The organism is Coleofasciculaceae cyanobacterium, from assembly GCA_036703275.1.
GTDB lineage: Bacteria > Cyanobacteriota > Cyanobacteriia > Cyanobacteriales > Xenococcaceae > Waterburya.
Map to the genome: position 1 here is coordinate 64,520 of DATNPK010000111.1, position 23,402 is coordinate 87,921.

A 23,402-nucleotide genomic window follows, 5' to 3' on the forward strand; every position below is an offset into this window, starting at 1 on the left:
TGATACTTCTAGATTAATTTCTAAGTTTTATCTTAATTTTGCTTGTGGTTTTTTAATCTCATAAAGCTGATATAAAAACTCATTAAAAAACTCATGTATGGCAAATGATACTAAATCTTGAGATACATGAGTTTAAAAATTGAGTGAAGGCAAGATATTAGTTAGAAAACAAGTTATTAGCTGTTAGCTCTTAGCTTTTGCTCAACGTATCTCCACCTTTGCTTCGAGTAGGGGATCGACTGATTGGTAACGTTAAGCTTCAAAAAATACCCTGAGATTGCCACGTTTTTTGGCTACCCGACAAGCAGTAGTATTGCCCAGACGTTCAAATTCCAAATCAAGTATGGTCGAACCTACTTTAAGATTTTGCAATGAAAGACGATTGAGAGAGTCGGGTAAAACTGGCTCGATCACACGCACGCGGTTGTTAGCTGCATCGGGAACGAGATTAATTGCCACCTGCAAAAGCTGAAATAGCGTACCTGTTGCCCAAGCTTGGGGAGAACAAGCTACAGGATAGCGCACGGGGGTATTTTCGGCACTACGTTCGTAGCCGCAGAACAGTTCTGGCGGTCGTAAATAGGGTTGTTGGAGAGTCATATCTATAATTCCCGTGGCGAGTTCGAGAGCTTGCTCGACTAAACTAGATGATTCTCCGGGAACTTCCGCAGCGGTAGCGCGTAAACCCAAAGCAGTAATGCTATTGTCGTGGGGCCAAACCGAACCGATATGATAGCCCATGGGATTGTAAGCTGGAGATAATTTGCTTAGAGTACGAATACCCCAACCACTAAATAAATCTGGCGCGCGCAGTCTTTCAGCTACGTTCATCGCTTTATCAGGCTTTAAAATGCCCATAGCCAGACAGTGACCTGGATTACTGGTAATGCTTTCGACTGGTTTTCCTTCTCCATCTAAAGCCAAAGCACAATAATCTAAATCGGGAAGCCAAAAGTCTCGATTAAAGCGGTTTTTCAGTTCTGAAGCCTCTCGATACCATCTTCCAGCTAGATCGGTTCTTTTCATGATCTCAGCGATCGCACATAGACGCATTTTTGCCCCATAAACGTAACCTTGAACCTCACATAAAGTGATCGATCCTGTTGCTAATTGACCTTGGCGGTTAACGATACAGTCTCCAGAATCTTTCCAACCCTGATTGAGCAAACCACTGGGAGAATGACGAGCGTAAGATAGATAGCCCGTTTGGCTACAGTTGCGATCGATCCAGCTCATAGCGGCTAAAGCAGCTTCCCACAACTGTTCTAGCGTATCGCGATCGCCCGTCCAAGCATAATATTCAGCATAGAGAATCAGCCATAAAGGAGTTGCATCTACCGTACCGTAGTAAGGCGTATGAGGAATTTCGTCGCAGCGCGCCATTTCCCCAAGACGTAATTCGTGAAGGATTTTTCCTGGCTCTTCTTCTCGCCATTGGTCTTCGGTTTTACCCTGATATTGAGCCAGGATGAATAAAGTATCTTGGGCAATTTTGGGATCGAGGATTAGCGTTTGCCATGCTGCAATAATTGAATCTCGACCAAACAGGGTAGAAAACCAAGGGATTCCTGCCGATAAAAATTTTCTGTCTTCAAAACTTTGGCGCAATAGATAAATATCTTGCTGCGCTCTTTCAATTAAACGGTTAAAAGTACTACTATCGGATTCAATTTTAGTTACTTGCTGTTGCCATTCTTGCAACTCCATTGATTCGGCTGCTTTTGCCTGCATCAGCGTCATTGGCGTACCTACTTTGGAAATAGAACGACTATGAAAAAGCAACTGTACGCGGTAGCCTAAATGTATGGTTTGGTGAGGATTTAACTCTATGTGCCAAATAGCGGTGTGACCTTTAAAATAGTCAGGCTGACGAGAAGAAAATTGAATGCGCGACGAGCTTACCGCCCCATCTAAACCTTGATAGGCTAAAACTAAATCTTCGGATGTTTGAGTTGCGCTCGATGGCTCTGGCTTAAGTTTACTTGCTGAAAACTCGGAGCGAGATTCATAAATAAAAGGACTACGTGCCTGTTCGGGTTTTACTTCTGAGAGATCGGATTCTACATTTTCTATCGAACTAGCTTCTGCTTCTACTGTTTCTAACTCATTATTTTCGGCGATCGCCATCAAACGTAGCACTTTACCACGCTGTTTGCGCTCCCAGCCACGAATTTCAAATAAATCGACAAAATCGGCATCAAAACTCAGACTAAGCTCAAAGCTGACAGCGCCGGTACTATAGTTGGTAATACCTAACTCTTCAAACAGTCCGCCATTAATCGCAATTTCTCTTTCAATTCCAATCGTTTCCGCCCCAATTTGCTGCTTTTCCAAATGCGGATTTGCACACAGAATCGACATAGCAAAGCCACGGCTAGCATTACTGCTAAGCAGAATCGGTAACTGACCATCAATTTGCAATTCCAGACGACTCAAAAAGCGAGTATCTTGGCAAAATAGTCCGACACTTGTAGTTGCTTCTCCTGGCAAACAACCAGGAATATTACCCAAAGTGTCCGTAACTAAGAAAATGTCATCGTCTTTAAGAGTTAAAGTAGATAATCTCAACTCGTTTTTAACACAAGGCCATTGAGGGATTGGAGCAATTTCGGCTGGGACATAGGTTTTGCCATCGAGTTTGAGAGGCTCTGTCATAGCAACTTATAAATTAGTAATCTGGCTTAGTTAATTAATTTAGATTTTACGCCGTTAAGCGATTTTATTAATAACCAGGTTGGGAATGTGATTATTATTCAGGGACTTCTTCGTTAACAGTTTTTGATAAATTGCTTCGTAGTCGTCAACCATGCGCTCGACACTAAATTTAGTGATGACGCGATCGCGACAGGCAATACGGTTTATTTCTTTAATGCGATCGAGCGCAGCGATACATTCCTCGACATTGTCAGCCAAAAATCCCGTTTGACCGTCTTGGATGACTTCTGGAGTCGAACCTAGTGCGATCGCAATTACGGGAGTACCCAGTGCCATTGATTCTGCCATTACCAAGCCAAAAGGTTCGTTCCAGGTAATCGGAAACAGGGTTGCAACTGCACCACCGACGAGAAGACATTTTTGTTGGTGATTGGCTTCTCCTAAAAATTCAATCTGTTTACCGTCAATTTGAGGTTTTATTTGCTCCTCAAAAAACTCGCGATTGAAAAAATCTATCTTTCCTGCCATTTTTAAATGCCAGCCAGTACGTTTGGCAATTTCAATTGCTAAATGCGGGCCTTTTTCTGGCGAGATTCGACCTAAAAAAGCCAGATAGGGATGATTGTCTGGCTGGGGATAGAAAGGATATTCGCTGGTATTAATTCCGTTGTAAACAGTAGCGACATAGTTTAGTTGCAGATCGCTGCGTCTTTGTGAATTAGAAATACTGATGAAATTTTGCTGCCTCGATGCTCGCCACAGCGGTTCAATATGAGACTGAATAGTATTGTGAACTGTATGTAGCGTTGGCGTTTCAACTAGCTTTGCCGAGGAAAATGTAACTTCGCCTACATGAGAGTGAATCAAATCGAACTCCGCAGCTTGAGTAAAAACTTGATCTAGCTGTAGATTTTGATAAACTGAAATTTCTGCTGGACTTGCTTCTATCGCTCGCAAAGCTTTGGGACAAGAAGGCTCTAAATGGGCTAAGGTTTGGGAATCTCCCGAAGCGAAAAGAGTAACTTCATGACCTCGGCGCACTAATTCATCTGTCAGCAGGCTAACTACAATTTCCGTACCGCCATAAGCAGGAGGAGGTACTCGTTCCCAAAGAGGGGCAATTTGAGCAATTTTCATCTCCAAAACTCCTGAAAATTTGTTGTAATCTCAATTAAAAATGTTTGTATTAATACTTCTCAGTTAAGCTTTAGTAGTTATTAGCTTTTAGCTCTTAGAGCTTGTCTGAAAAATATAAATCGTTACTTTAAACCCCCTTAAATTCACGGTCCTCAATACAACGACGCAGGTTCGCCGTCCGTACCTCCCCAAATTTGAGCGTGGGGGATGCTGGTGTTTCGCGACTCTTATCCAACTACGCTGTTGGGCTGGGGGGCAAATCCAAACAATTGAATGTAAAACAACAACTTTTCAGATGTTCTCTTAGCTTCAGGGATTGCGCAAGCCAACTGGTTCGGCAAAGCCGCCGTAATTAATCAACAATTTTTAAGCGAGAAGTATTGTCTGCTGAATTATTTATTTTGGTAATAGATAATACAGTTTATTTATTGGGTTTAATTAATCAATTATTAACCTTAAATCCCAAGCTATCTTAACACTACTAACAATTGCATCTTGCTGAAGGTAGAAATTAGTTGGCAACTGCGGACAACTCTAGCCAACGAATAGTACGTTTTACTGACTTAAAGCTTATTCAATAATTCTGATTAGAAATAGTTAGCACAATCTGTTGAGGAATTTCTTGACTTGAGAAAACTGTCTAACAAGAGATCGCTTAACTCATGATTATTTAAATTATTTCTACTGTTTGATGGATTAGATCGAAGGCTAATTTTCATTAAGATAATTTTCAAGTTAGAAATAAAGTTATTTCACACTGTCAAGTTAACTGCTGGAAAAATTATGAGTTTGGCAATTCCAGAATCAGTAAAAGTTTGGTCGCAATTTATTCACCCTATTATCATGTGGGTGTTATTAGCAACAGCAATTTATGCTCTATATTTAGGGCTAAAAATTCGGCAAAGTCGGAATGTTGAAGGTGAAGCTAAGAAAGAATTAATTAAGGGGCGTTACAACGTTAAGCACTACCAAGTTGGTTCAGTGCTGTTAGCGGTACTTACGCTCAATGCTTTTTTAGGTATGGCTGTTACCTATATCAACAAAGGTAAAATCTTTTTTGGCTCTCACTTAATTGTAGGTTTAACCATGGTAAGCCTAATCGTTACCTCTGCTTCCCTCTCACCTTTTATGCAAAGAGGTAATATGTGGGCGCGCAACCTTCATTTGGCGCTAAATATTGGCGTTTTAGGGCTATTTGGCTGGCAAGCAATAACTGGTGTACAGGTAGTACAAAAGATGATCAGCCAACTCTAGCTGATTTAGCTCATATTAAAAAAGCTAACAGCTAATAGCTAATAGCTAATAGCTCTAAACTTTCATATTTTTGCGTCATACCTCAAGTCACCAACACCGCTCTAGAGGTTTGGCTGCTTAAAAATTTACTTTTATAACTTTTATATTAGGAGAAATCCCCATGCAATTAAAACCAATCTCTGAACAAGTCGTCGCTATTATTGGAGCTTCCAGCGGTATTGGACGCGAAACGGCTCTTCAGTTTGCTCAAAAAGGAGCTAAGGTAGTTGTCTCAGCCCGAAATGAACTAGGGCTAAATTCTTTAGTCGCACAAATTGAGAATTTTAGAGGTGAGGCTAAAGCCTTTAAGGGCGATGTAGCCGACTTTGAACAAGTAAAGGCGATCGCCGATTACACGGTCGAGCAGTATGGGAGAATAGATACTTGGGTGCATTGTGCTGCGACTGGTATCCTCGCTCCCTTTGAGAAAATTACGCCAGAAGAATTTAAGCGCGTCATTGATGTTACTTTAATGGGACAGGTGTATGGAGCAATGGCAGCATTACCCTATCTCAAACAAGAAGGAAGAGGAGCGATGATTCATATTTCCTCAATGGAGGGCAGAAGAGCCTTACCTCTGCAAAGTCCTTACTCCACTGCCAAACACGGTTTGGAAGGCCTTCTCGAATCTTTGCGTGTCGAACTGCAACATGACAAAATTCCTGTTAGCGTCACCAGTATCAAACCAGCGGTAATTAATACTCCCTTTTATAACCACGTACTAACCAAGCTGGGCGTAAAACCTACGGGATTACCCCCTTACTATTCTCCCAAGCTGGTGGCTGAAGCGATTCTTTACACGGCAGAACATCCTACCCGTGACTTTATTGTCGGTGATGTGGGTAGAATATTAGACTTGGGTCAAAGACTCTCGCCAGAACTGATGGATGCTATATTACTAGCTATTGGCTTTTCGGGACAGCATACCTCAGAACCAAAATCTGCCGATGGCCCCAATAATTTATATGCACCTATGGATGGTTATACCCAAGTCAAAGGGGATTTTGATAACTTAACCATTCCCAGTATTTCTGACTGGATCGTTAAAAAATTCACCTTCAAGTAGTAGAAGCGTCTAGATTAATTTGTTGGGTATTGAAAATTATTTTGGGTCCCCTAATCCCTTTCTCGCGCATTCACGGGCAAATGCTTTAGTATAAGCGGAGCGTCGTCGGTGATAGACGCGGGGTCGCTCCCCTTGGGGGGAATTAGCCTAGTATTTTAGCCTAGACACGCTATTAAAACCGCGATCGCACTTTTAATAGCGAGCGACTTGATGATTTAGTCGCTCGCTGCTCATTTAAGTTGGAATATTGTTAGAACCAATAACCCCAACTTTGTGCCGAAAAGAAAGTTCTCCACCATACCAACCTCCAAGTCCGAGGAGTGTTGCCACTAACAAGGAGACAGCTAAACCAAGGGGAAGGATAAAAGCCTCGGGAGTATCTAGTCTATAGAAAAAATTAATTGTGGTTAAGACTAAAGCTGTAACGTTAAGAACCATATGCGCCCAACCAGCAGTACGCTTTCGCACTTTGGGGATTTTGATAAAGTCTGACATTCCGACCACAGCCGCCAAAAAGCCTGCTACTAAACCCAGTCCAATTAACCAGGTTGAGGCACGCGCCCAAAAAAAGTCTTTGGTTAACCAATAGCCGATATCGCTAGCGGCAGCAGCAGTTAAAAAAGCAACAGGGAACACCACGATAATTGGATGAACAGGGTGTCCGGCAATGGCTACAGAACTAGTAACACCATTGCTTAAATACTCGCTGTCTAGGCTTTCAATAATCGGAGGAAGGTTGGGATAGGGATTTTGGGCGTATTCTGATTCAAATTCTGTGTTGGTCATGATATTTCTCCTTAAAGCGACAGCTAAAAGAACCTGTTTTGTTGTTAATTAAGTTGTTAATTGAAGACTAATGATTTGAGTTAATACTTCAATTAGTAAACCGATCTCTCAATACCAACATCTGACTGAAGTTGTAGAGAGTTTAGCCAAGGAAGTTAAAGTAGTATTTCGATTGATAGATAAGCAGCAGTAGTGACAAGTTAAGAGACGGCTTTTTTTGTCAACTGGTTTTTAGCTTTTAGCTTCTTGCTCAGTAAGCTCAACGCTTCCCCGCGCTATTATCTGTTAGCTAGCCTAAGCAGGTTAGTTATGGTGAATCTGCGCTCGCTTTGGCTCAGACGTACTAGGTTTTATCTCTATCTATAGAACGACAATAAAGTATGGCAACGCCTATAGCATAATAATCAAATACTTTGTTGTCGTACTGCCCGAAAACATGAAAACACTGCGATTCAGCGTATTTTTGGATTTTTTAACCGAAGTCTTTCCATAAACGCATCAAAGCAGGGAAGCAGAAAAACTAATAAATATTAACTACGTCCTCGAAGCAGCACAACTTAATAATTAAGAGTATTAACTATGAAAGCAGTTGTTTTTCACGGAATTGGCGATATACGACTCGATGATGTTCCAGAACCTAAAATTCAAGAGCCGATGGATGCGATTATTCGCCTGACCAAAAGTGCTATTTGCGGTACAGATCTACATATGATTCGGGGAACATTCACGGGAATGAAACCTGGCACAATTCTGGGACATGAAGGAATTGGTATTGTCGAAGAGATTGGTTCTAATGTCAGAAATCTCAAAAAAGGCGATCGCGTAGTTGTTCCTTCAACGATTGCCTGCGGTTACTGTTCTTACTGTCGTAGCGGTTATCAGGCTCAGTGCGATAATGCTAATCCTCATGGCAAAACTGCTGGAACAGCTTTCTTTGGCGGGCCAGAAAATACTGGACCTTTTAATGGACTGCAAGCAGAATATGCGCGGATTCCTTATGCAAATGCTGGTTTAGTTAAGCTACCACAAGAGGTAACAGACGACCAAGCGATTATGCTTTCCGATATTTTCCCGACAGGCTATTTTGGTGCTGACATTGCCGAAATCGAACCAGGAGATACAGTTGCCGTTTTTGGTTGTGGTCCAGTCGGTCTGTTTGCGATCGCTAGTGCTAAACTTTTGGGTGCGGGCAGGATTATTGCTGTTGATACAATTCCCTCGCGTCTGGAGATGGCGCGAGAACAAGGTGCAGAAGTTATTGACTATAATGCTGAAGATCCAGTGGAAATGATTCGCGAACTTACTGGTGGAATTGGTGTCGATCAGGCGATCGATGCCGTGGGTGTGGATGCGAATGCGCCCCTAAGCGGTCCAGCAGCCGAAAAATCCCAAAAACAGGCGCAACAGTTTCAGCAGGAGGTTCAACAGGTAGCCCCCCAAACCAACCCACAGGGAGGAAACTGGCATCCAGGTAATGCTCCTTCTCAGGCATTGGAATGGGCCGTTCAAGGCTTAGCTAAAGCAGGTACGCTCTCAATTATTGGCGTTTATCCTCCATCTCACAAATTCTTTCCGATCGGGATGGCGATGAACAAAAATCTGACAATTAATATGGGTAACTGCAATCATCGCAACTATATTCCTTCTTTAGTGGATATGGTTCAACAGGGAACAGTCGATCCAGCCAAGGTTTTGACCCAGGTAGAACCATTAATGTCGGTTATTGATGCCTATAAAGCATTTGATCGACGGCAACCAGGCTGGGTAAAAGTCGAGTTAGTGCCAGGTGCAGCGTAGTAGGTAGAGGCGAACGCCCTAAAGGATTAGCCCTAAAGGATTAGCGCCTGGAGGCGCGTCCTTCGCGTCGCCGTTCGCCCTTACTAACGTTTGCCACTAATGTCTATCAATATTTTAATAACTGATATAACACCTATGAAAGCAGCAATCATCGATCGCTATGGCTCTCCTGAAGTTTTACAGATTAAAGAAATTGAAAAACCGCAGATCGAACCAGACCAAATGCTAGTTAAGGTTCATGCTAGCAGCGTTAACCCCATCGATTGGAAAATCAGAAAAGGTTTGCTGAAAAATCGTTCGGGTGACGAATTTCCCATGCTTTTAGGCTACGATCTTTCGGGGGAAGTTATGGAAGTTGGCGATCGCATTAACCAGTTCCATCCAGGCGATCTGATTTATGCTCGTCTCGACCAGTCAACGGGAGGCGCTTACGCCGAATATGCTGCGGTTTCTCAAGGGATTGCTGCTGCCAAACCGATTAATATGACTCATGCAGAGGCAGCAACTGTACCTCTAGCAGCAATGACTGCACTACAGGCTTTACAAAATAAAGGCGACATAAAAGCGGGACAGAAGGTCTTAATTAATGGTGCTTCGGGGGGAGTTGGTATTTTTGCCGTTCAAATTGCTAAAGCATTTAAGACAGAAGTTACGGGCGTTTGTAGTGGTAGCAATGTAGAAATGGTGCAAAGTTTGGGTGCCGATCGCGTTATTGACTATAAACAGCAAGACTTTACCGAAGATAACGTCAAATATGACATTATTTTTGATGTGGTTGGTAATCGCACGCCGTCTGAATGTAAATCCGTCTTAACACCCGATGGTGTCTATATTACGACTCAGCCAACTCCTGATGAAAAGTTAGCCGAACTTCAACAAGATCTAATGCCCAATCAGAAAGCCGAAGTAATTATGCTCCAATCTAATGCACAGGATCTTGTCTATCTCACCAGGGAAATTGAAGCAGGTAAGATTAAAACCGTCATCGATTATATTTATCCACTTTCGGAAATAGCTGCTGCCCATACTTATAGCGAAACAGAACACGCTTCGGGTAAAATTGCGATCGCTATTGTCACTAGTTAACCACTCACAAACGATTAGAAATAAAAGCTTAATTTAAATATTTATGGCGACTGCGATCCTTGCTATAAAGCTTGGTAAAAGGAACGGCACTAAAGCCATGAACAACAATTGAAGCGCAAATCATCAAGGAACAAACTAACCAAACTTCTTCTATGCCAGTTTCTCGTAAGCTGTAACCTGCGTAATAAATGGCAGCAACGCCAATCGGTCCAAACCAACCGACAAATAAAGTTTCTGGCATAGTTTTGGTAGATTTAATGAGCTGATGGCATAACCAAAGAGCGGGAATACGTCGCAGTAGTAATACCGTTACCACCAGAACTAGATTCGACCAGCCCAACCCTAACCATTGCTGCCAAGGAATAGTCAAACCGAGCAAAATAAAAATTGGTAGAGTAAAAAAGCGATTAATTGCCTCTTGAACGTTTTCTTCCTCTGCTCTTTCTTGCGCTTTAACCGCATAGTTAAAAGCCAGTCCAGCAATAAATACGGACAAAAGACCATCAGTACCAATTAGGTTGGCGGCACCTACTACGGTAATGCTTAAGGCAATAGTATAACCAAGAAAAGATTGTTGTTCGATCGTTTTTTTTCGTTCCGCCCATTCTAAAAGACTACCTGCTGCATAACCGAAGAATGCACCAAAGATAATTGCCCCACCGACTTCCCAAAGAACAACACGAGTCAACCAGTGTGATAGTGTAGCGATCGCGCTTGAATTTGTTTTAGTGCTTTGCTCTAACATCAAAATTGCTAGTAGCATAAAGGGATAAGCCAAGCCATCATTAGCAGCCGACTCAGCCGAAATTAGATGTCGCAAGCGTCCTGGAAGATTTTCTTCGGCGACTACACCAGTTACAATTGAAGTTGCCACAATAGGATCGGTTGGTGTAATTGCCGCTCCAATGACCATTGCTGACCAAAAGGGTAGGTTTAAAATCCAGTAAACTAGCAAACTGCTTACAACCCACATCATTGGCATTACCAAACCCAAGAGGACTGCTAACGATTTCCAGTTGCGAAGACAATATCCTTTAGGGAGTCGCAATGCTACCCCCATTAAGCCAATTGCTATACTAAAGCGAGCAGTTTGTTCTAAAAGTTGTGCCTGCCCTATTCCCCAAGTTTGTGGATTAACTAATCCTAGACAAACTGGACTGAGTAAAATTCCTAGCAGCATTGCGATAAAAGGATCTGATGTCCACCACTGCTGTCGTAAATAGTTTGATAAAAGTCCGAGAAATAAAACTATTGCACCAATAGCCGTGACCAGAATATTAAGTTGATTCATGAGGGTTCGTACAATACAAACAACCTTCAACTTTCGTCGAAAGTCCCCTGAATAACTTTATAGACAATTGTTTAGAGAATTTAAATCTATCTTGAAGGTAAAAATTTTGTACGTTTTAATTAGTGTCAAGCGCAACTATGGATAGATGCGATCGCCTTTGACTAAAATTAAGATTAATATTTAACTTGTCCCTTACAATTGCTTTCTCATCCTTTTTGTCTCAACTCCCCCTCCCCTATCACTTTTTTTTAATGAGTACGACATGAAGACTCGTCCGACGGTGCTAGTCACCCGTAAATTACCCACTGCTGTCGAAGATCGTTTGGCAAAAGATTATCTACCCTGTTTGAATCGAGACGATCATCCGTATTCTACAGAAGAATTGTTGCTAGGTAGTCAAAAAGTAGACGCTTTAATCATCACTGGACAAGACTCCCTTGATGCTGAGGCGATCGCTCAATTACCAGCAGCAATCAAGGCGATCGCTACTTTTTCCGTGGGTTACGACCACATCGATCTAGAAGCAGCCAAGAAGCGTGACATTTACGTAATTAATACTCCCGATGTGTTAACTGATGCTACAGCAAATTTAACCTGGTTATTATTGTTAGGTGCTGCCCGTCGCGCTCACGAAGGAGAACAGCTAGTGCGTCAAGGCAAATGGACAGACCCCTCCCCTACCGAACTACTGGGTACACAAGTGACGGGTAAACGTTTAGGTATTTTAGGCATGGGGCGAATTGGCAGAGCAGTTGCTCAAAGAGCCAAAGCGTTTGGCATGGAAGTTCATTACTGTAATCGTCACCAGCTTTCTCCAGAACAAGAGGCAGGGGCAATCTTTCACGAGGATCCAGAGGACTTGTTAAGCATCAGCAATTTCTTTTCTTTTCACTGTCCCGCCACTCCCGAAACCGAACATTTTTTAAACGCTCGACGGATTGAATTATTACCTGAAGGAGCAATTATTGTTAACGCAGCCCGTGGTAGTTTGGTAGTAGATGAAGACCTAATTGCCGCACTGCGATCGCCAAGCGGAGGCGGAGCCTCATCGCGCAAAATCCAAGCAGCAGGATTAGATGTGTTTGAGGGAGAACCCAATCTCAACCCTGCTTATCGAACTTTACCTAACGTATTTTTGTTGCCACATCTTGGTAGTGCGACAATAGAAACCCGAACTCAGATGGGTTTTCTGTTGCTGGATAATTTAGATGCTGTCTTTGCTGGTCAACAGCCCCCCAATTGCCTTGTTTGACTTTATACTTTAGTTTGATTTGCGAGTTCGTTGTCAATATGTTCTACCTCTTCAGTAGAAAGTTCCAAATCGACGGCTTTAACTGAATCTTCGATACTAGAAATATGGCTAGCACCAGGAATTGGCACTATGCAAGAATATTTGGCTCGCAACCATCCCAGAACAATTTGATAGACCGAAACTTCCCTGTCTTGGGCTAATTCAGCAATAATTTGAATATCCTGTAAACGATTAACGCGACTGCTTCCCCCTAAAGGACTCCAGGGAAAAAAAATCAATCCTTCTTGTTGACAGTAATCCAATACCCCGTCAAATTCGGGTTGTCGATGCCAGGGATTATATTGATTTTGTATCGAAACAAGATCGACTATTTGACGAGCTTGTTTAATTTGCTCGACAGTAAAATTAGAAACGCCGACATAGCGAATCCAGCCTCGTTCTACAGCATCTTTGACTGGAGTTAAAGCTTCTTTAATCGTATAGTTAGGATCTGGTGCATGGTATTGCCAAATATCGATTGGTTTAGAACCGCCAAGAATTGCATAACTTTCGCGAATGGTTTTGTGCAAACGATCTGGATTGCCGTCACGAGTCCATCGTCCTTCTGGTCGAATTAAACCGCCTTTGGTGGCAACCGTAACCGAACTTGTATCGCCTGGGTACTGTTGCAGTGCCTTGGCAATTAAGCTTTCGTTATGATGTTTGTCCAATTCATCGCGGCAATAAGCGTCAGCCGTATCGATTAAAGTTACGCCTAGATCGAGAGCTTTATGGATAACGGAGATCGCATCTGACTCGGAAGGACGATTTGATAATGATAGCGGCATTGCGCCCAAGCCGATGGCACTGATCTGGCGATCGCTTCCTAGTTGTTTATATTTCACGGGCAATCTTTAATTGAATTATTTACATTTACTCTTAGAGCAAGCAGAAATTTATCTATCCTAAGTATTAACAATCGGGTATTTAAAACAAATTTTCTTATAGTAATTCCCCATAAAAACCAGCTCAATAGTGCGGACTATAAATAAGTTACTGAAAAGCCTCTAACTTTTGACCGCGGAAGGCGGAGTACCGTTCACTTTTTTAGTTAGAAATATTGGTAATAGTTAAAATATATTCTTGGCGATCGCGTTATTCTCAATCGGCTAAGGCAAAGATTTGTGCTGCTGTTAGGTCAAGTTCTGGAAACTGTGGCTATCGCACTTGCTCGGGATCCGAAAAGCTACCTACTTCAGTATAAGTATTGGCAACAAGTTCTAATACCAATACTGTTTGAGCATCAGGGTCAATAATTCAATATTCAGGAATACCGCAATCTTGATACTGATATCGCTTGGCAATGTAATCGCGTAGCGAAGCCATGCCGTTATGCGGAGCGGTATCCGCGTCGTCTTTTAGGGCAGGCTTATCGCCTTGTAATTACACCAGGACTGACAACTTCTTGACAGAAGAGCGGAATAAGACCCGCAACCAAAACGTGATGTTAGGATAGTCCTACCTCACAAAGTATGTAGTAAGTAGTTCATCGCCATTCTCCAGTGAAAAGAGGTTCAATTGGATGGCGACTTTTCCGCATCCGTAAGTCATTAAGTATTTCTGCGGTGTCTTCTGTCTCTGTGGCTGGGTTGAGTTCAATGTCTAATTCTTGAGAAATATCACTCGATGCACCGATTAAAATTAGTTCCACTCCTGCATAGTCTAAAAATTCAGGGGGTTCAGCAGAAACAAAACGTCGTTTTTCAAAGCGATTTTGCAGCTGTTTGGGTAGATCTGCTTTTTCCTGGGCTGGCAAGCCTATACCATTAGGAGAAGAGCTTTCGGGGTTTTTAATCGTAATGATATAGTTGGCTTCGGCTTGAATGCCAAGAGCTTTTTGTGCCTCACCCAAATCTTCGGGCAGTTCCAAGGCATAAATTAGGTTAGTCTGGTTTTGATGTCGGACAATTTCATAAATGCCTTCACCCACAGGACGAGCAGCGGGTTGTTCTCTTTCGCCTCGCGTTTTAGTTTGATAGGTTTCTCGTCTCAGTGCCTGCTCTAGTTCTTTAGGATTATTACTAACACTTTCTACAAAGCACCAGCACTTGTTACCACTATCTTTAATTTGCGGTAATTGTTTTTGACCGATGACAATCAAACGGTAGCTTTTTTTGCCATTAGGACTGAGAACCAAGTAAAATCGCTGCACGTCATCTAATCCTTCCACATCGTGACGTTCGACTTTGGGAGTATAACAAAAATAAATATTACCTCGTTCTAAAACTTCCACTGGTTTTTGATTTTGTGCCATAAGTTGCTCCTCGCTGTGTATTCACTGTGCTTTTCAGCCGTATTTTCCTCTTGGCGATCGCCTGTTATAATTTTTCTGATAACTAATGGACTTAGATATAAATAAATCTATTAGACAAAAGCTAGTCAACAGTTGCCAATCAATACTTCATACTTACTACCAAGCCAGACTAACTAGACTGCATTTCAGTCACCTGCTGTTCGGGAGTAGAAGTTTTTCTCTTAGATAATGAATTGCCAAACTCGTGTTGACGTTGTAACCAGTTAGAAATATCTGTAGAAGAGATAATGCCTTCTAAATTACCATTGGTAGTAACTAACAACCGACGCGATCGCCCTGAATGCATTTGGGTTAAGGCTTTGACTATGTCTTGTTGCGGACTAACAGCAATTTCATCAATGGGAATCATGGTTTCTCTAACCGTGCGCTGTGACCAATCTTGTTTCCGTACTTGCTTAAGCTGATTTAAAGTAATCATCCCAATGGGGCGATCGTTTTCCATTACGGGAAAGGACTCGTAATAACGATTAAAAAAGTAATTATCGATTAAATCTTGTAAGTTTAAATCGGCGGGTACTGTTTCAGGTTTGAGCGTCATTACTTCGCGGACGCGAGAACCTTCTAACATAGTTCGTAAGACTAATTCTCGATAGCTTGCTGCTGCTGCATTGTTTAAAAACCAACCAATTAAGATTAACCACAGTCCACCGATAAAATTGGGAATAGGACTAAACAGTTGCCAAAAGCCAAAGGTAATTAAACTCAATCCTAACAGTCTCCCGCCAAAAGAGGCGATGCGGGTTGCAGTTTGCAGGTTGTTAGTAAATTTCCAAATGGTAGAACGAAATAATCGTCCGCCATCGAGAGGAAATCCTGGTAAAAGATTAAAAATAGTGAGAATAAGATTTATCCAGGAAAGATACGCTGCAACACCAGTTATAACTACGTCCCATCCTGCACTTTTGCCAAAGTAGGAAATCAAGGCAAACAGTCCAGAGAGTGCCAAACTAGTTAAAGGTCCAACTACGGCAATTTGAAATTCATCACCAGGAGTTTCAGCATCCATGCGAGTATGAGATACGCCCCCGAAAGCAAATAAGGTGATTCCTTCTACAGGAATATCTTTGGTTTTTGCTACTAGAGAATGGGAAATTTCGTGGAGTAATAAAGAAGTGAAAAATAAGATTGTTCCCGATACACCCATGACTAAATATGCAGTATTAGAAAGCCCTGGATAGTTAAACGGGAATAAATCTACCGTCAATGTCCACAAGATTAGCAAGAAAATTAGTAGCCACGACAGGTCAACCCGAATTTCAAACCCAAAAATCGAACCTAATTTAAAACTTTGCATAATTTCTTATTTAATTCTCCATTAAACATCTAGAAGAAAATCTCTCCAAAATCTTTCTTTTGAAATATTTTAAAGAAAAGTTTTCTCGATAATTATTTTCAGCTTAAAATCACTTCAGTATTTATTCCCTCTACCTAATGGAAGAGGTTGATTTTGCTTGAGCAAATATATTGAGAGTAACTAAGATTAATTATTTATAATAATGTCAAGCGATCGCTTTGATTATCTATCCTAAAATAATCAAAAATTAGTCAAAAATTAACTTAAGTTAGCTAACTATCAAGTTTTGCTTCAGTTTTAATAAGTGAAATTCTCCAACTGTTTATCCAAAACTAATTTAAGAATACCATCGATATATTCGGCGAACGCTCCCTAAATTGTAATCCGAGCAGGTAAAGAAATAATACGTTGCCATTTACCATAGCGAAAGTCGCTAAAAATTTCTTCATCTTCAGCATCTTTTTCTATATCTAAAAAATGGTTGAGAAAATTATTAACTTTTTGTCGGCAAATGTCTAAATCTGGAAAATTATCCCAATTTTCTAAAGACATAATTTTAAAAGATTGAATGTAGTATTTGACCGTAAAAAAAAGGCTTTTAACCCGTAATAATTGCCAAATAATTGAATGACGCTGACTCTTTTATCTCATTTTATAAATCCGAGCTAAGCTTGCAGTCTTACTAAAGATATAAACAAAAACAATTTCCAAGTTATGTATGGTTCCAAACAAAACATCAATAAAACTTTAATTTAAAAAACTTGATATTTTAGACTCTGAAGCCGAAACCCAACTTTAAGATAATCAAGATAGCCCACTCATTTTTTGTGCTAGCTATACTCATAAATGTATTATGTCTGTGGTAAAAAATGTGAATTAATTGTCTATCTTCAGTAGGAAGAAAAATTGCTGCTTTATTTTCTAAGATGGATATTTATTCTCGGTATCAACTAAAGCAAAATAAAATAATTAAGCTAATAAATAATTTTTAAATAGCTAAAGTTTTGTTAATTATGAGTGTAAGTCTATCTTTGGGAAGACACAGATTAGATATTTAAGAATTTAGAATTATTCTAGAAAATTACCTAAAACTAATTAACAATACCATTGAGCAATGTCTGCAAATTATAAATTAGTTTATAATAGGAGAATAAAGTCAAATGCTCAGTTTAAATTTTGACTGTCAAAGAATAAAAATCAAAAAAGATGGCGTTGCATCATTAGGAAATGGTTCAGGGGGACTGGAAGAATGGGCAAATTATTGATTTTTATTTGTTATAAATTATCCCGCAGATAGGCAACGCAAAAAAGATTAAAATCAAAAAGATAACAAGTAAATCTGGTTTAATTTTAAGTATTAAATAGTAACTTTTCGACAATTAAAAACATTGTCATTTAAACAGCTTTTTGAAATTGACAAACACCTGAAAAAGAGATAAAAAAAGTTATGACTAAGAATAATCCACTTTTAGAAATTGACAATTACGGACAAAGCGTTTGGATGGATAATCTCAATCGCAGTCTGATTAAGTCTGGCGAATTAGAACAGCAAATCGAAAATTATGGACTTAAAGGTATTACTTCCAATCCGACTATTTTTGAAAAGGCGATCGCGAATAATCAAGTTTACGATGCAGATATTGAAGCGGCAATTAAAGCAGGTAAACCAGTTAGCGAAATTTATGAATCTCTAATCTTTCAAGATATTCGTGATGTTTGCGATCGCTTTAAAGCGATTTACGAGCAAACTGGTGGACTTGATGGCTATGTGAGTATTGAAGTCTCACCTCATTTAGCCAGAGATACCGAAGGTACGGTAGAAGAAGCATTACGCTATTACCACGCGATTGAACGCGAAAACGTAATGATCAAAATTCCAGGAACACCTGAAGGATTTCCTGCCGTCGAACGAGTGATTGCTGAAGGAATTAACGTTAATATTACCCTGTTGTTTTCCGTAGAAAGTTACGAACAGACGGCTTGGGCATATATTCGCGGTTTAGAACAAAGAGTAAAACAAGGTCAACCTATTGATAAGATTGCCTCGGTTGCTAGTTTTTTCCTCAGTCGTATTGATACTAAAATCGACGCTCTCATGGATGAAAAACTAAAAAACATCGGTACGGAAAGTCTCAACGAAGAAGCCCGCTTGCGAACATTTCAAGGTAAAGTAGCGATCGCCAATGCTAAACTAGCCTATCAAAAATTTAAAGAGATTACGAAAAGCGATCGTTGGCAAGCTTTAGCCGATCGAGGTGCAAACATTCAAAGGCTTTTATGGGCTAGCACCAGCACTAAAAATCCCCAATACAACGATGTCATGTATGTCAATGAACTGATCGGGGAATATACCGTAAACACCTTACCACCTGAGACTCTCGACGCTTGCGCCGATCATTGCGAGATTACCGCTAATTCTATTGAAAGCAATGTCGAACAAGCTCAACAACTTATAGCTAGTCTGCAAGAACCAGATATCAACATCGATCTCGACCGAGTGATGGAAGAATTATTAGAAGAGGGAATTGATAAATTCATTCAACCCTTTGATTCTCTGCAACAAACTTTGTCAGAAAAGGTAAAACAGCTTGCTGCTGCTTAGATTTTTCCTAAAGCGATGAGGCTGTGCCTCCGCTTCGCGATCGCTCCTATCAAACTAACTAAAAACTAACTAACTTAAAATTAATCATGATTCAAACACCTCCAACCCGTCCCGATCCCAATCCTCAACCCGCTCCCGATCCTATCCCTCAACCCGTTCCCGATCCTATTCCGCAGCCAGTACCTACACCTATCCCGCAGCCAGTGCCTACACCTATTCCGCAGCCAGTACCCACACCCGAACCCCAACCGATTCCCCAACCCCAGTAATTAATGAATTGAAGCTAATAGCTATTAGCTAATAGCTATTAGCTAACAATAGTCACACCTTCAGTTTTCTACCTCAAATAGCTACGCCATAGTTTTATGCCACAGATTCCTCAAGACCGCAGTTTGGATAGCACTTTGGCATTGGCATTCAACGGCTATAAATTTATTTCCCAAAGATGCCGACGCTATCAGTCTGATATTTTTCAAACTCGGCTTTTGTTCCAAAAAACAATCTGCTTTAAGGGAGAGGAAGCTGCCAAAGCTTTCTACGATCCTGAAAAATTCAGGCGAAAAAATGCTGCTCCTAAAAGGCTCAAAAAAACCTTGTTCGGTGAATCTGGCGTTCAAGGAATGGATGGGGCTGCTCATCGACATCGCAAGCAAATGTTTATGTCTTTGATGAGTGATGAGGGCATTGAGCGATTAGCAGATTTGACTAGAAAACAGTGGTTGGCTTCTGCTCAAAAATGGTTGCAGATTGATAAAATTGTCCTATTTGAAGAAGCGCAAGCAGTTTTTTGTCGTGCTAGCTGTGCTTGGACTGGCATTCCCCTTAGCGAATCAGAAGTTAAACAAAGAACCGCCGATTTAGAGGCAATGATTGATGCTTCGGGAGCAGTTGGGCCCAAACACTGGCGGGGAAGACAAGCCCGTCAACGAGCGGAGAAGTGGATTGAGGACATCATCGAACAGGTGCGTAATAATCAACTAGAAATACCAGAAGATAGCGCAGCATATGCGATCGCCATGCACCGCGATTTAGAGGGGAAATTGCTGAATAAACATACTGCCGCAGTAGAGTTAATCAACATTTTACGACCTACTGTAGCGATCGCCCGATATGTTACTTTTGCTGCTTTGGCTTTACATCAACATCCTGAATGTCGGCAAAAATTACAAAACGGGTCAGAAGAATACTGTGAATGGTTTGTGCAAGAGGTGCGCAGATTTTATCCCTTTTTCCCGTTTGCGGCAGCTATAGTTAGTCAAGATTTTGATTGGCACGGATATCCTTTTGCTCGAGGAATCAGGGTGCTGCTCGATTTATATGGTACAAACCACAATTCTCAACTATGGTCAAACCCAGAAGATTTTGCTCCCGAACGATTTCGCGAGTGGAACGGCAGTCAGTTTAATTTAATCCCTCAAGGTGGTGGTGATTATTATACTAATCATCGTTGTCCAGGAGAATGGATCACAATTGAACTAATGAAGGTTACGCTAAATTTCTTGACTCAATCTCTGCAATATGATGTACCCGAACAGAATTTAGAGATTAGCTTATCAAAAATGCCAACTACTCCAAAAAGTGGCTTTGTAATGAGCAAGGTTAAGTTCGCTTAATCGCCGTGCTGTTCAATTACCGCTTAAAAAATGGATTCGCAAATTTCGATTATCATTCCTACTTTAAATGAAGCAGATGTTTTGGAAAGAACTCTAAAACATCTAACTTTATTAAATCCTCCTCCCAAAGAAATTTTAATTGTAGATGGAGGAAGTCAAGATAATACTTTGAATATTGCTCGCCAAGCGGGTATTCCTTGGCTAATTTCGTCAAAAGCAAGTCGCTCGATCCAAATGAATCTAGGCGCAAAAGCAGCAAAGGGTGATATTCTCTGTTTTCTTCATGCTGATACCCTTGTACCTGACGATCTTACGGCAGTAATCGAGAAGACGCTAACCGATCGCAGCATTGCTGGAGGCGGATTTATTTCTTTGATGAGCGGAAAAGAGCGAACTCGTTGGGGAGTCTCCTTACATAATTACTTAAAAACTTATTACGGAGCATTAATTTTTCGACCTCATTTATTTTTTAAAGGGTTGCGAATTTTATTTGGCGATCAGGTAATATTTTGTCGTCGCAGCAGTTTTAAGAATTGTGGTGGTTTTGACTCAGAAATACCGATCATGGAAGATGCAGATATATGTATCAAATTAGTCCAATACGGGAGAATCTATCTGGTCAATCGCATCGTACAATCTAGCGATCGCCGTGTAGCCAAATTGGGTGTTTTCAAAGCTAATGCTATATATATTTATATTGGCAGTCTGTGGGCTCTTGGAGTTCGGGCAACCTATCTCAAACAATTTTACGACGATATTCGCTGATTTCAATGTTTCTTCTCAGAATATTAAGCTGGTGGCTGCTCAAATTGCTAATTCGACTGCAATTTTTAGAAATAAAGCAGTTGTCAACAGAAGATTTAGCCACTTGGTTGACAGGCGATCGCGTACAAAAACCGCTGCTATTAGATGCCAGGACGCAAGCAGAATATGAAGTCAGTCACTTAATAAATGCTAAATTAGCTCCTAGTAATCTTGAAGATTTGACCAAAATTACCGAGATAAATCTGGCAACTCCAATAGTTGTTTATTGTTCGGTTGGTTATCGTTCTGCGGCGATCGCTCGTCGTCTTCAATCTCAAGGATATGAAAATGTTTTTAATTTAAGTGGCTCGATTTTTCAATGGGTAAACGAAAGTCGTCTAGTTTATCGAGCAGGAAAACCAGTAAATAAAGTTCATTTTTACGAAAGATTTTGGCAATACTTGCTGATTGATATTGCTAATTCAACTCAATCAACTGACTGTCTTCCGCCATCCAAGAACTGATTACTGATTATACGCAATGCCCAATTCAAGATGCTACCCGAACTTGAATCAGATCTAACCAAGCGTGGCAAACTTTATGGCAAAAGTCATTAGATTGATTTAAGTAAAACTCGGCTTGTTTTGATAATTGCTCTGGAAAGTTGGGATGGTTGCTTTGAATATAGTCTCTTCCATTAGCTAGCCAACCTTGTAATATTGACTGGGTTACTTCAAAATGGCATTGAAATCCATAAATATTATCGTGAATACGATATGCTTGGTTTTGGCAATTATCTCCCGTCATCAGCAGTTCTGCTTGCTCTGGTAGATCAAAAGTATCAAAGTGCCATTCCATGATGTGAATCGGCTCACAATTAGATGGCAACGCCGATTTTAATACTGGATCATCAGCGATCGCCGAATCGATCGGTCGCAACGGCGTAAAACCCAGTTCTACCTTATCGTGTTGATATACGCGCTGACCAAAAGCTTTGGCAATTAATTGCGCTCCCAGGCAAATGCCGAGAATAGGCTTTTCCGCTTGGGCAAATAGTTGTATTAAACGAACTACGTTTTTTAGGTGAGGATAGTGAGCATTATCTTCAGCATTCATTGGCCCACCTAAAACAATTAAACCATCGTAAGACTTAGAAATATGAAATCTTTCGCCAGCAGAGGGAGCTACAATTTCTACCGTAATCCCGCGCTCGCGAATACATTCAGCTAAGACACCTAGAGGTGCGGTAGGAGAGTTTTGAATTACTAAAAGACTAATATTACTTATCATTAATCGCAATGACTATAACTGCTGTGGTCACGCTGATATTTTAAGCTTTTAAGAGTTTCTTGGCGACCGTGAAGCGTCTTGTGCGGATAAATAAATTACTTTGTCTTGATGCGATGTCTTGATACGAGCGCTCTCGATGATATCGTTCAGTAATATTAGTTCTTCCATTGTCAAAAGTTGAGGAGGGTTTATGTCAAAGTTCAAACCAAATCTAGCATTACCGCCTCCTACTACACTGGTGTTGATCTCGATCGCCTCAACTCAGCTAGGTTCGGCGATCGCTAAAAATATAATTCAGGAATTAGGGCCAACTATTACAGTGCTTTTACGTGTTGGCTTGGGTGCGATCGCTTTGTTACTGATACAAAGACCTCAATTAAAAGGCTACACCCGTGCTGATTATTTACTTTTAATTGTGTTTGGCTTGGAGATGGCAGCCATGAACCTGAGTTTTTATGCAGCGATCGCTCGTATTCCTTTGGGTGTTGCCGTTACTTTGGAGTTTATCGGGCCTTTAGGGGTTGCTTGCGCCAATTCTCGCCAGATTCTCGATTTGCTCTGGATATTTCTGGCTGGTGTCGGCATCTTTTTATTAGCTCCCTTAGAAGGGTCATCTCTCGATCCCATTGGTGTAGGCTTGGCTTTGTTAGCAGCCTTTTTTTGGGGAACTTATATTTTGCTTTCTGCTAGGGTGGGCAGGGTTTTTGCCAACATAAATGCAATAGCGCTAATGTCAGCAGCATTGGCAGTAGGAACGTTAGGACTTTTACCGTTGGGCATATTATCCCCAGGTTTGACCAAACTTGAGCCCAGATTTTTGGCAGCAGGATTAGGGCTAGCAATTCTTTCCTCGGTAATTCCCTACACTTTTGAATTAGAAGCACTCAAAAAGTTACCCATCCGAGTGTTTGGGGTGCTGATGAGTTTAGAACCAGCGATCGCTACACTCCTGGGCTGGATTATTTTGCGAGAAAGATTAGAATTTCAAGCAATAGTTGCAGTTGCATTAATTACCCTAGCTTCGGTTGGTTCTTCCGCCTGGGAAAAACGCCAACCCGCGTAAATTAATTTGCTATTTACAGCGAATTTCAGTTGAGTAGAACTTATTACTTATTACTTATTACTCAGACAAATCAATCTGGT

The 23,402-nt window shown here is 41.0% G+C and carries 20 protein-coding genes; 11 read left to right on the forward strand and 9 right to left on the reverse strand.

Features of this window, described 5'->3' with window-relative positions:
- Nucleotides 1–252: 252 nt before the first annotated feature.
- Nucleotides 253–2,655, reverse strand: coding sequence for an amylo-alpha-1,6-glucosidase (locus V6C71_25170; GenBank protein ID HEY9771748.1), 2,403 nt, complete (start codon nucleotides 2,653–2,655; stop codon nucleotides 253–255).
- A 54-nt stretch (nucleotides 2,656–2,709) separates the two neighbouring features.
- Entirely contained in the window at nucleotides 2,710–3,792 is a 1,083-nt protein-coding gene (locus V6C71_25175) for a glycosyltransferase family 4 protein (protein HEY9771749.1), read from the reverse strand.
- A gap of 783 nt (nucleotides 3,793–4,575) precedes the next feature.
- On the opposite strand from V6C71_25175, the gene V6C71_25180 reads away from it, so the two are divergent.
- Both V6C71_25180 and V6C71_25185 read left to right on the forward strand, forming a co-directional pair.
- Entirely contained in the window at nucleotides 4,576–5,046 is a 471-nt protein-coding gene (locus V6C71_25180; protein ID HEY9771750.1) for a DUF4079 domain-containing protein, read from the forward strand.
- 160 nt (nucleotides 5,047–5,206) lie between these two features.
- The gene (locus V6C71_25185; protein ID HEY9771751.1) at nucleotides 5,207–6,151 is read left to right on the forward strand and encodes an SDR family oxidoreductase; all 945 of its coding nucleotides are present in this window, start codon (nucleotides 5,207–5,209) and stop codon (nucleotides 6,149–6,151) included.
- Between the two features lie 234 nt (nucleotides 6,152–6,385).
- On the opposite strand, the gene V6C71_25190 is transcribed toward V6C71_25185, so the two are convergent.
- Complete coding sequence (locus V6C71_25190; protein ID HEY9771752.1) at nucleotides 6,386–6,937, reverse strand: DUF2231 domain-containing protein; 552 nt, start codon at nucleotides 6,935–6,937, stop codon at nucleotides 6,386–6,388.
- A gap of 579 nt (nucleotides 6,938–7,516) precedes the next feature.
- Between V6C71_25190 and V6C71_25195 the strand changes: the two genes are divergently transcribed.
- Both V6C71_25195 and V6C71_25200 read left to right on the forward strand, forming a co-directional pair.
- The gene (locus V6C71_25195; GenBank protein HEY9771753.1) at nucleotides 7,517–8,734 is read left to right on the forward strand and encodes a zinc-dependent alcohol dehydrogenase; all 1,218 of its coding nucleotides are present in this window, start codon (nucleotides 7,517–7,519) and stop codon (nucleotides 8,732–8,734) included.
- Between the two features lie 135 nt (nucleotides 8,735–8,869).
- Entirely contained in the window at nucleotides 8,870–9,820 is a 951-nt protein-coding gene (locus tag V6C71_25200; GenBank protein ID HEY9771754.1) for an NAD(P)-dependent alcohol dehydrogenase, read from the forward strand.
- A gap of 28 nt (nucleotides 9,821–9,848) precedes the next feature.
- On the opposite strand, the gene V6C71_25205 is transcribed toward V6C71_25200, so the two are convergent.
- Complete coding sequence (locus V6C71_25205; protein HEY9771755.1) at nucleotides 9,849–11,111, reverse strand: cation:proton antiporter; 1,263 nt, start codon at nucleotides 11,109–11,111, stop codon at nucleotides 9,849–9,851.
- Nucleotides 11,112–11,373: 262 nt separating this feature from the next.
- Between V6C71_25205 and V6C71_25210 the strand changes: the two genes are divergently transcribed.
- Nucleotides 11,374–12,363 carry a D-glycerate dehydrogenase gene (locus V6C71_25210; GenBank protein HEY9771756.1) on the forward strand — a complete coding sequence of 330 codons (990 nt, stop codon included), beginning with the start codon at nucleotides 11,374–11,376 and terminating at the stop codon, nucleotides 12,361–12,363.
- 2 nt (nucleotides 12,364–12,365) lie between these two features.
- Here V6C71_25210 and V6C71_25215 read toward each other — a convergent pair whose 3' ends face one another.
- The 4 genes from V6C71_25215 to V6C71_25230 all read right to left on the reverse strand — a co-directional run bounded on the left by V6C71_25215 (nucleotide 12,366) and on the right by V6C71_25230 (nucleotide 16,562).
- Nucleotides 12,366–13,247 (reverse strand): aldo/keto reductase, encoded by an 882-nt coding sequence (locus tag V6C71_25215; GenBank protein ID HEY9771757.1) that lies wholly within the window; start codon nucleotides 13,245–13,247, stop codon nucleotides 12,366–12,368.
- A gap of 641 nt (nucleotides 13,248–13,888) precedes the next feature.
- On the reverse strand, nucleotides 13,889–14,656 hold the full coding sequence (locus V6C71_25220; GenBank protein ID HEY9771758.1) for a hypothetical protein: 768 nt from the start codon (nucleotides 14,654–14,656) through the stop codon (nucleotides 13,889–13,891).
- A 169-nt stretch (nucleotides 14,657–14,825) separates the two neighbouring features.
- Nucleotides 14,826–16,010, reverse strand: a complete 1,185-nt coding sequence (locus tag V6C71_25225; protein HEY9771759.1) for a site-2 protease family protein — start codon at nucleotides 16,008–16,010, stop codon at nucleotides 14,826–14,828.
- 372 nt (nucleotides 16,011–16,382) lie between these two features.
- A complete protein-coding gene (locus V6C71_25230) occupies nucleotides 16,383–16,562 on the reverse strand; it encodes a hypothetical protein (protein HEY9771760.1) in 180 nt (59 codons plus the stop codon).
- 895 nt (nucleotides 16,563–17,457) lie between these two features.
- Between V6C71_25230 and tal the strand changes: the two genes are divergently transcribed.
- The 5 genes from tal (at nucleotide 17,458) to V6C71_25255 (ending at nucleotide 21,493) form a co-directional block, all read left to right on the forward strand.
- Entirely contained in the window at nucleotides 17,458–18,612 is a 1,155-nt protein-coding gene (tal, locus tag V6C71_25235) for a transaldolase (GenBank protein HEY9771761.1), read from the forward strand.
- Nucleotides 18,613–18,698: 86 nt separating this feature from the next.
- Nucleotides 18,699–18,881: a hypothetical protein gene (locus V6C71_25240; GenBank protein ID HEY9771762.1), complete on the forward strand. Its 183-nt coding sequence runs from the start codon at nucleotides 18,699–18,701 to the stop codon at nucleotides 18,879–18,881.
- A gap of 96 nt (nucleotides 18,882–18,977) precedes the next feature.
- On the forward strand, nucleotides 18,978–20,225 hold the full coding sequence (locus V6C71_25245) for a cytochrome P450 (GenBank protein ID HEY9771763.1): 1,248 nt from the start codon (nucleotides 18,978–18,980) through the stop codon (nucleotides 20,223–20,225).
- A 30-nt stretch (nucleotides 20,226–20,255) separates the two neighbouring features.
- Nucleotides 20,256–20,990 (forward strand): TIGR04283 family arsenosugar biosynthesis glycosyltransferase, encoded by a 735-nt coding sequence (locus V6C71_25250; protein HEY9771764.1) that lies wholly within the window; start codon nucleotides 20,256–20,258, stop codon nucleotides 20,988–20,990.
- 5 nt (nucleotides 20,991–20,995) lie between these two features.
- Entirely contained in the window at nucleotides 20,996–21,493 is a 498-nt protein-coding gene (locus V6C71_25255) for a rhodanese-like domain-containing protein (GenBank protein HEY9771765.1), read from the forward strand.
- A gap of 25 nt (nucleotides 21,494–21,518) precedes the next feature.
- Here the strand turns inward: V6C71_25255 and V6C71_25260 are convergent, their stop codons facing one another.
- Nucleotides 21,519–22,259 (reverse strand): type 1 glutamine amidotransferase, encoded by a 741-nt coding sequence (locus V6C71_25260; protein ID HEY9771766.1) that lies wholly within the window; start codon nucleotides 22,257–22,259, stop codon nucleotides 21,519–21,521.
- Between the two features lie 190 nt (nucleotides 22,260–22,449).
- Here V6C71_25260 and V6C71_25265 point away from each other — a divergent pair, with 190 nt between their 5' ends.
- The gene (locus V6C71_25265; protein HEY9771767.1) at nucleotides 22,450–23,322 is read left to right on the forward strand and encodes an EamA family transporter; all 873 of its coding nucleotides are present in this window, start codon (nucleotides 22,450–22,452) and stop codon (nucleotides 23,320–23,322) included.
- Nucleotides 23,323–23,402: the final 80 nt, after the last annotated feature.

Excerpts from the sequence above, each read along its gene's own strand:
- V6C71_25240 (HEY9771762.1), top strand. The coding sequence starts at position 18,699 with ATGATTCAAACACCTCCAACCCGTCCCGATCCCAATCCTCAACCCGCT.
- V6C71_25180 (HEY9771750.1), top strand. The coding sequence starts at position 4,576 with ATGAGTTTGGCAATTCCAGAATCAGTAAAAGTTTGGTCGCAATTTATT.
- V6C71_25265 (HEY9771767.1), top strand. The coding sequence starts at position 22,450 with ATGTCAAAGTTCAAACCAAATCTAGCATTACCGCCTCCTACTACACTG.
- V6C71_25200 (HEY9771754.1), top strand. The coding sequence starts at position 8,870 with ATGAAAGCAGCAATCATCGATCGCTATGGCTCTCCTGAAGTTTTACAG.
- V6C71_25245 (HEY9771763.1), top strand. The coding sequence starts at position 18,978 with ATGCCACAGATTCCTCAAGACCGCAGTTTGGATAGCACTTTGGCATTG.
- V6C71_25195 (HEY9771753.1), top strand. The coding sequence starts at position 7,517 with ATGAAAGCAGTTGTTTTTCACGGAATTGGCGATATACGACTCGATGAT.
- V6C71_25210 (HEY9771756.1), top strand. The coding sequence starts at position 11,374 with ATGAAGACTCGTCCGACGGTGCTAGTCACCCGTAAATTACCCACTGCT.
- V6C71_25220 (HEY9771758.1), bottom strand. The coding sequence starts at position 14,656 with ATGGCACAAAATCAAAAACCAGTGGAAGTTTTAGAACGAGGTAATATT.
- V6C71_25230 (HEY9771760.1), bottom strand. The coding sequence starts at position 16,562 with ATGTCTTTAGAAAATTGGGATAATTTTCCAGATTTAGACATTTGCCGA.
- V6C71_25255 (HEY9771765.1), top strand. The coding sequence starts at position 20,996 with ATGTTTCTTCTCAGAATATTAAGCTGGTGGCTGCTCAAATTGCTAATT.
- V6C71_25170 (HEY9771748.1), bottom strand. The coding sequence starts at position 2,655 with ATGACAGAGCCTCTCAAACTCGATGGCAAAACCTATGTCCCAGCCGAA.
- V6C71_25225 (HEY9771759.1), bottom strand. The coding sequence starts at position 16,010 with ATGCAAAGTTTTAAATTAGGTTCGATTTTTGGGTTTGAAATTCGGGTT.
- V6C71_25260 (HEY9771766.1), bottom strand. The coding sequence starts at position 22,259 with ATGATAAGTAATATTAGTCTTTTAGTAATTCAAAACTCTCCTACCGCA.
- V6C71_25185 (HEY9771751.1), top strand. The coding sequence starts at position 5,207 with ATGCAATTAAAACCAATCTCTGAACAAGTCGTCGCTATTATTGGAGCT.
- V6C71_25175 (HEY9771749.1), bottom strand. The coding sequence starts at position 3,792 with ATGAAAATTGCTCAAATTGCCCCTCTTTGGGAACGAGTACCTCCTCCT.
- V6C71_25250 (HEY9771764.1), top strand. The coding sequence starts at position 20,256 with ATGGATTCGCAAATTTCGATTATCATTCCTACTTTAAATGAAGCAGAT.
- V6C71_25190 (HEY9771752.1), bottom strand. The coding sequence starts at position 6,937 with ATGACCAACACAGAATTTGAATCAGAATACGCCCAAAATCCCTATCCC.
- V6C71_25205 (HEY9771755.1), bottom strand. The coding sequence starts at position 11,111 with ATGAATCAACTTAATATTCTGGTCACGGCTATTGGTGCAATAGTTTTA.
- tal (HEY9771761.1), top strand. The coding sequence starts at position 17,458 with ATGACTAAGAATAATCCACTTTTAGAAATTGACAATTACGGACAAAGC.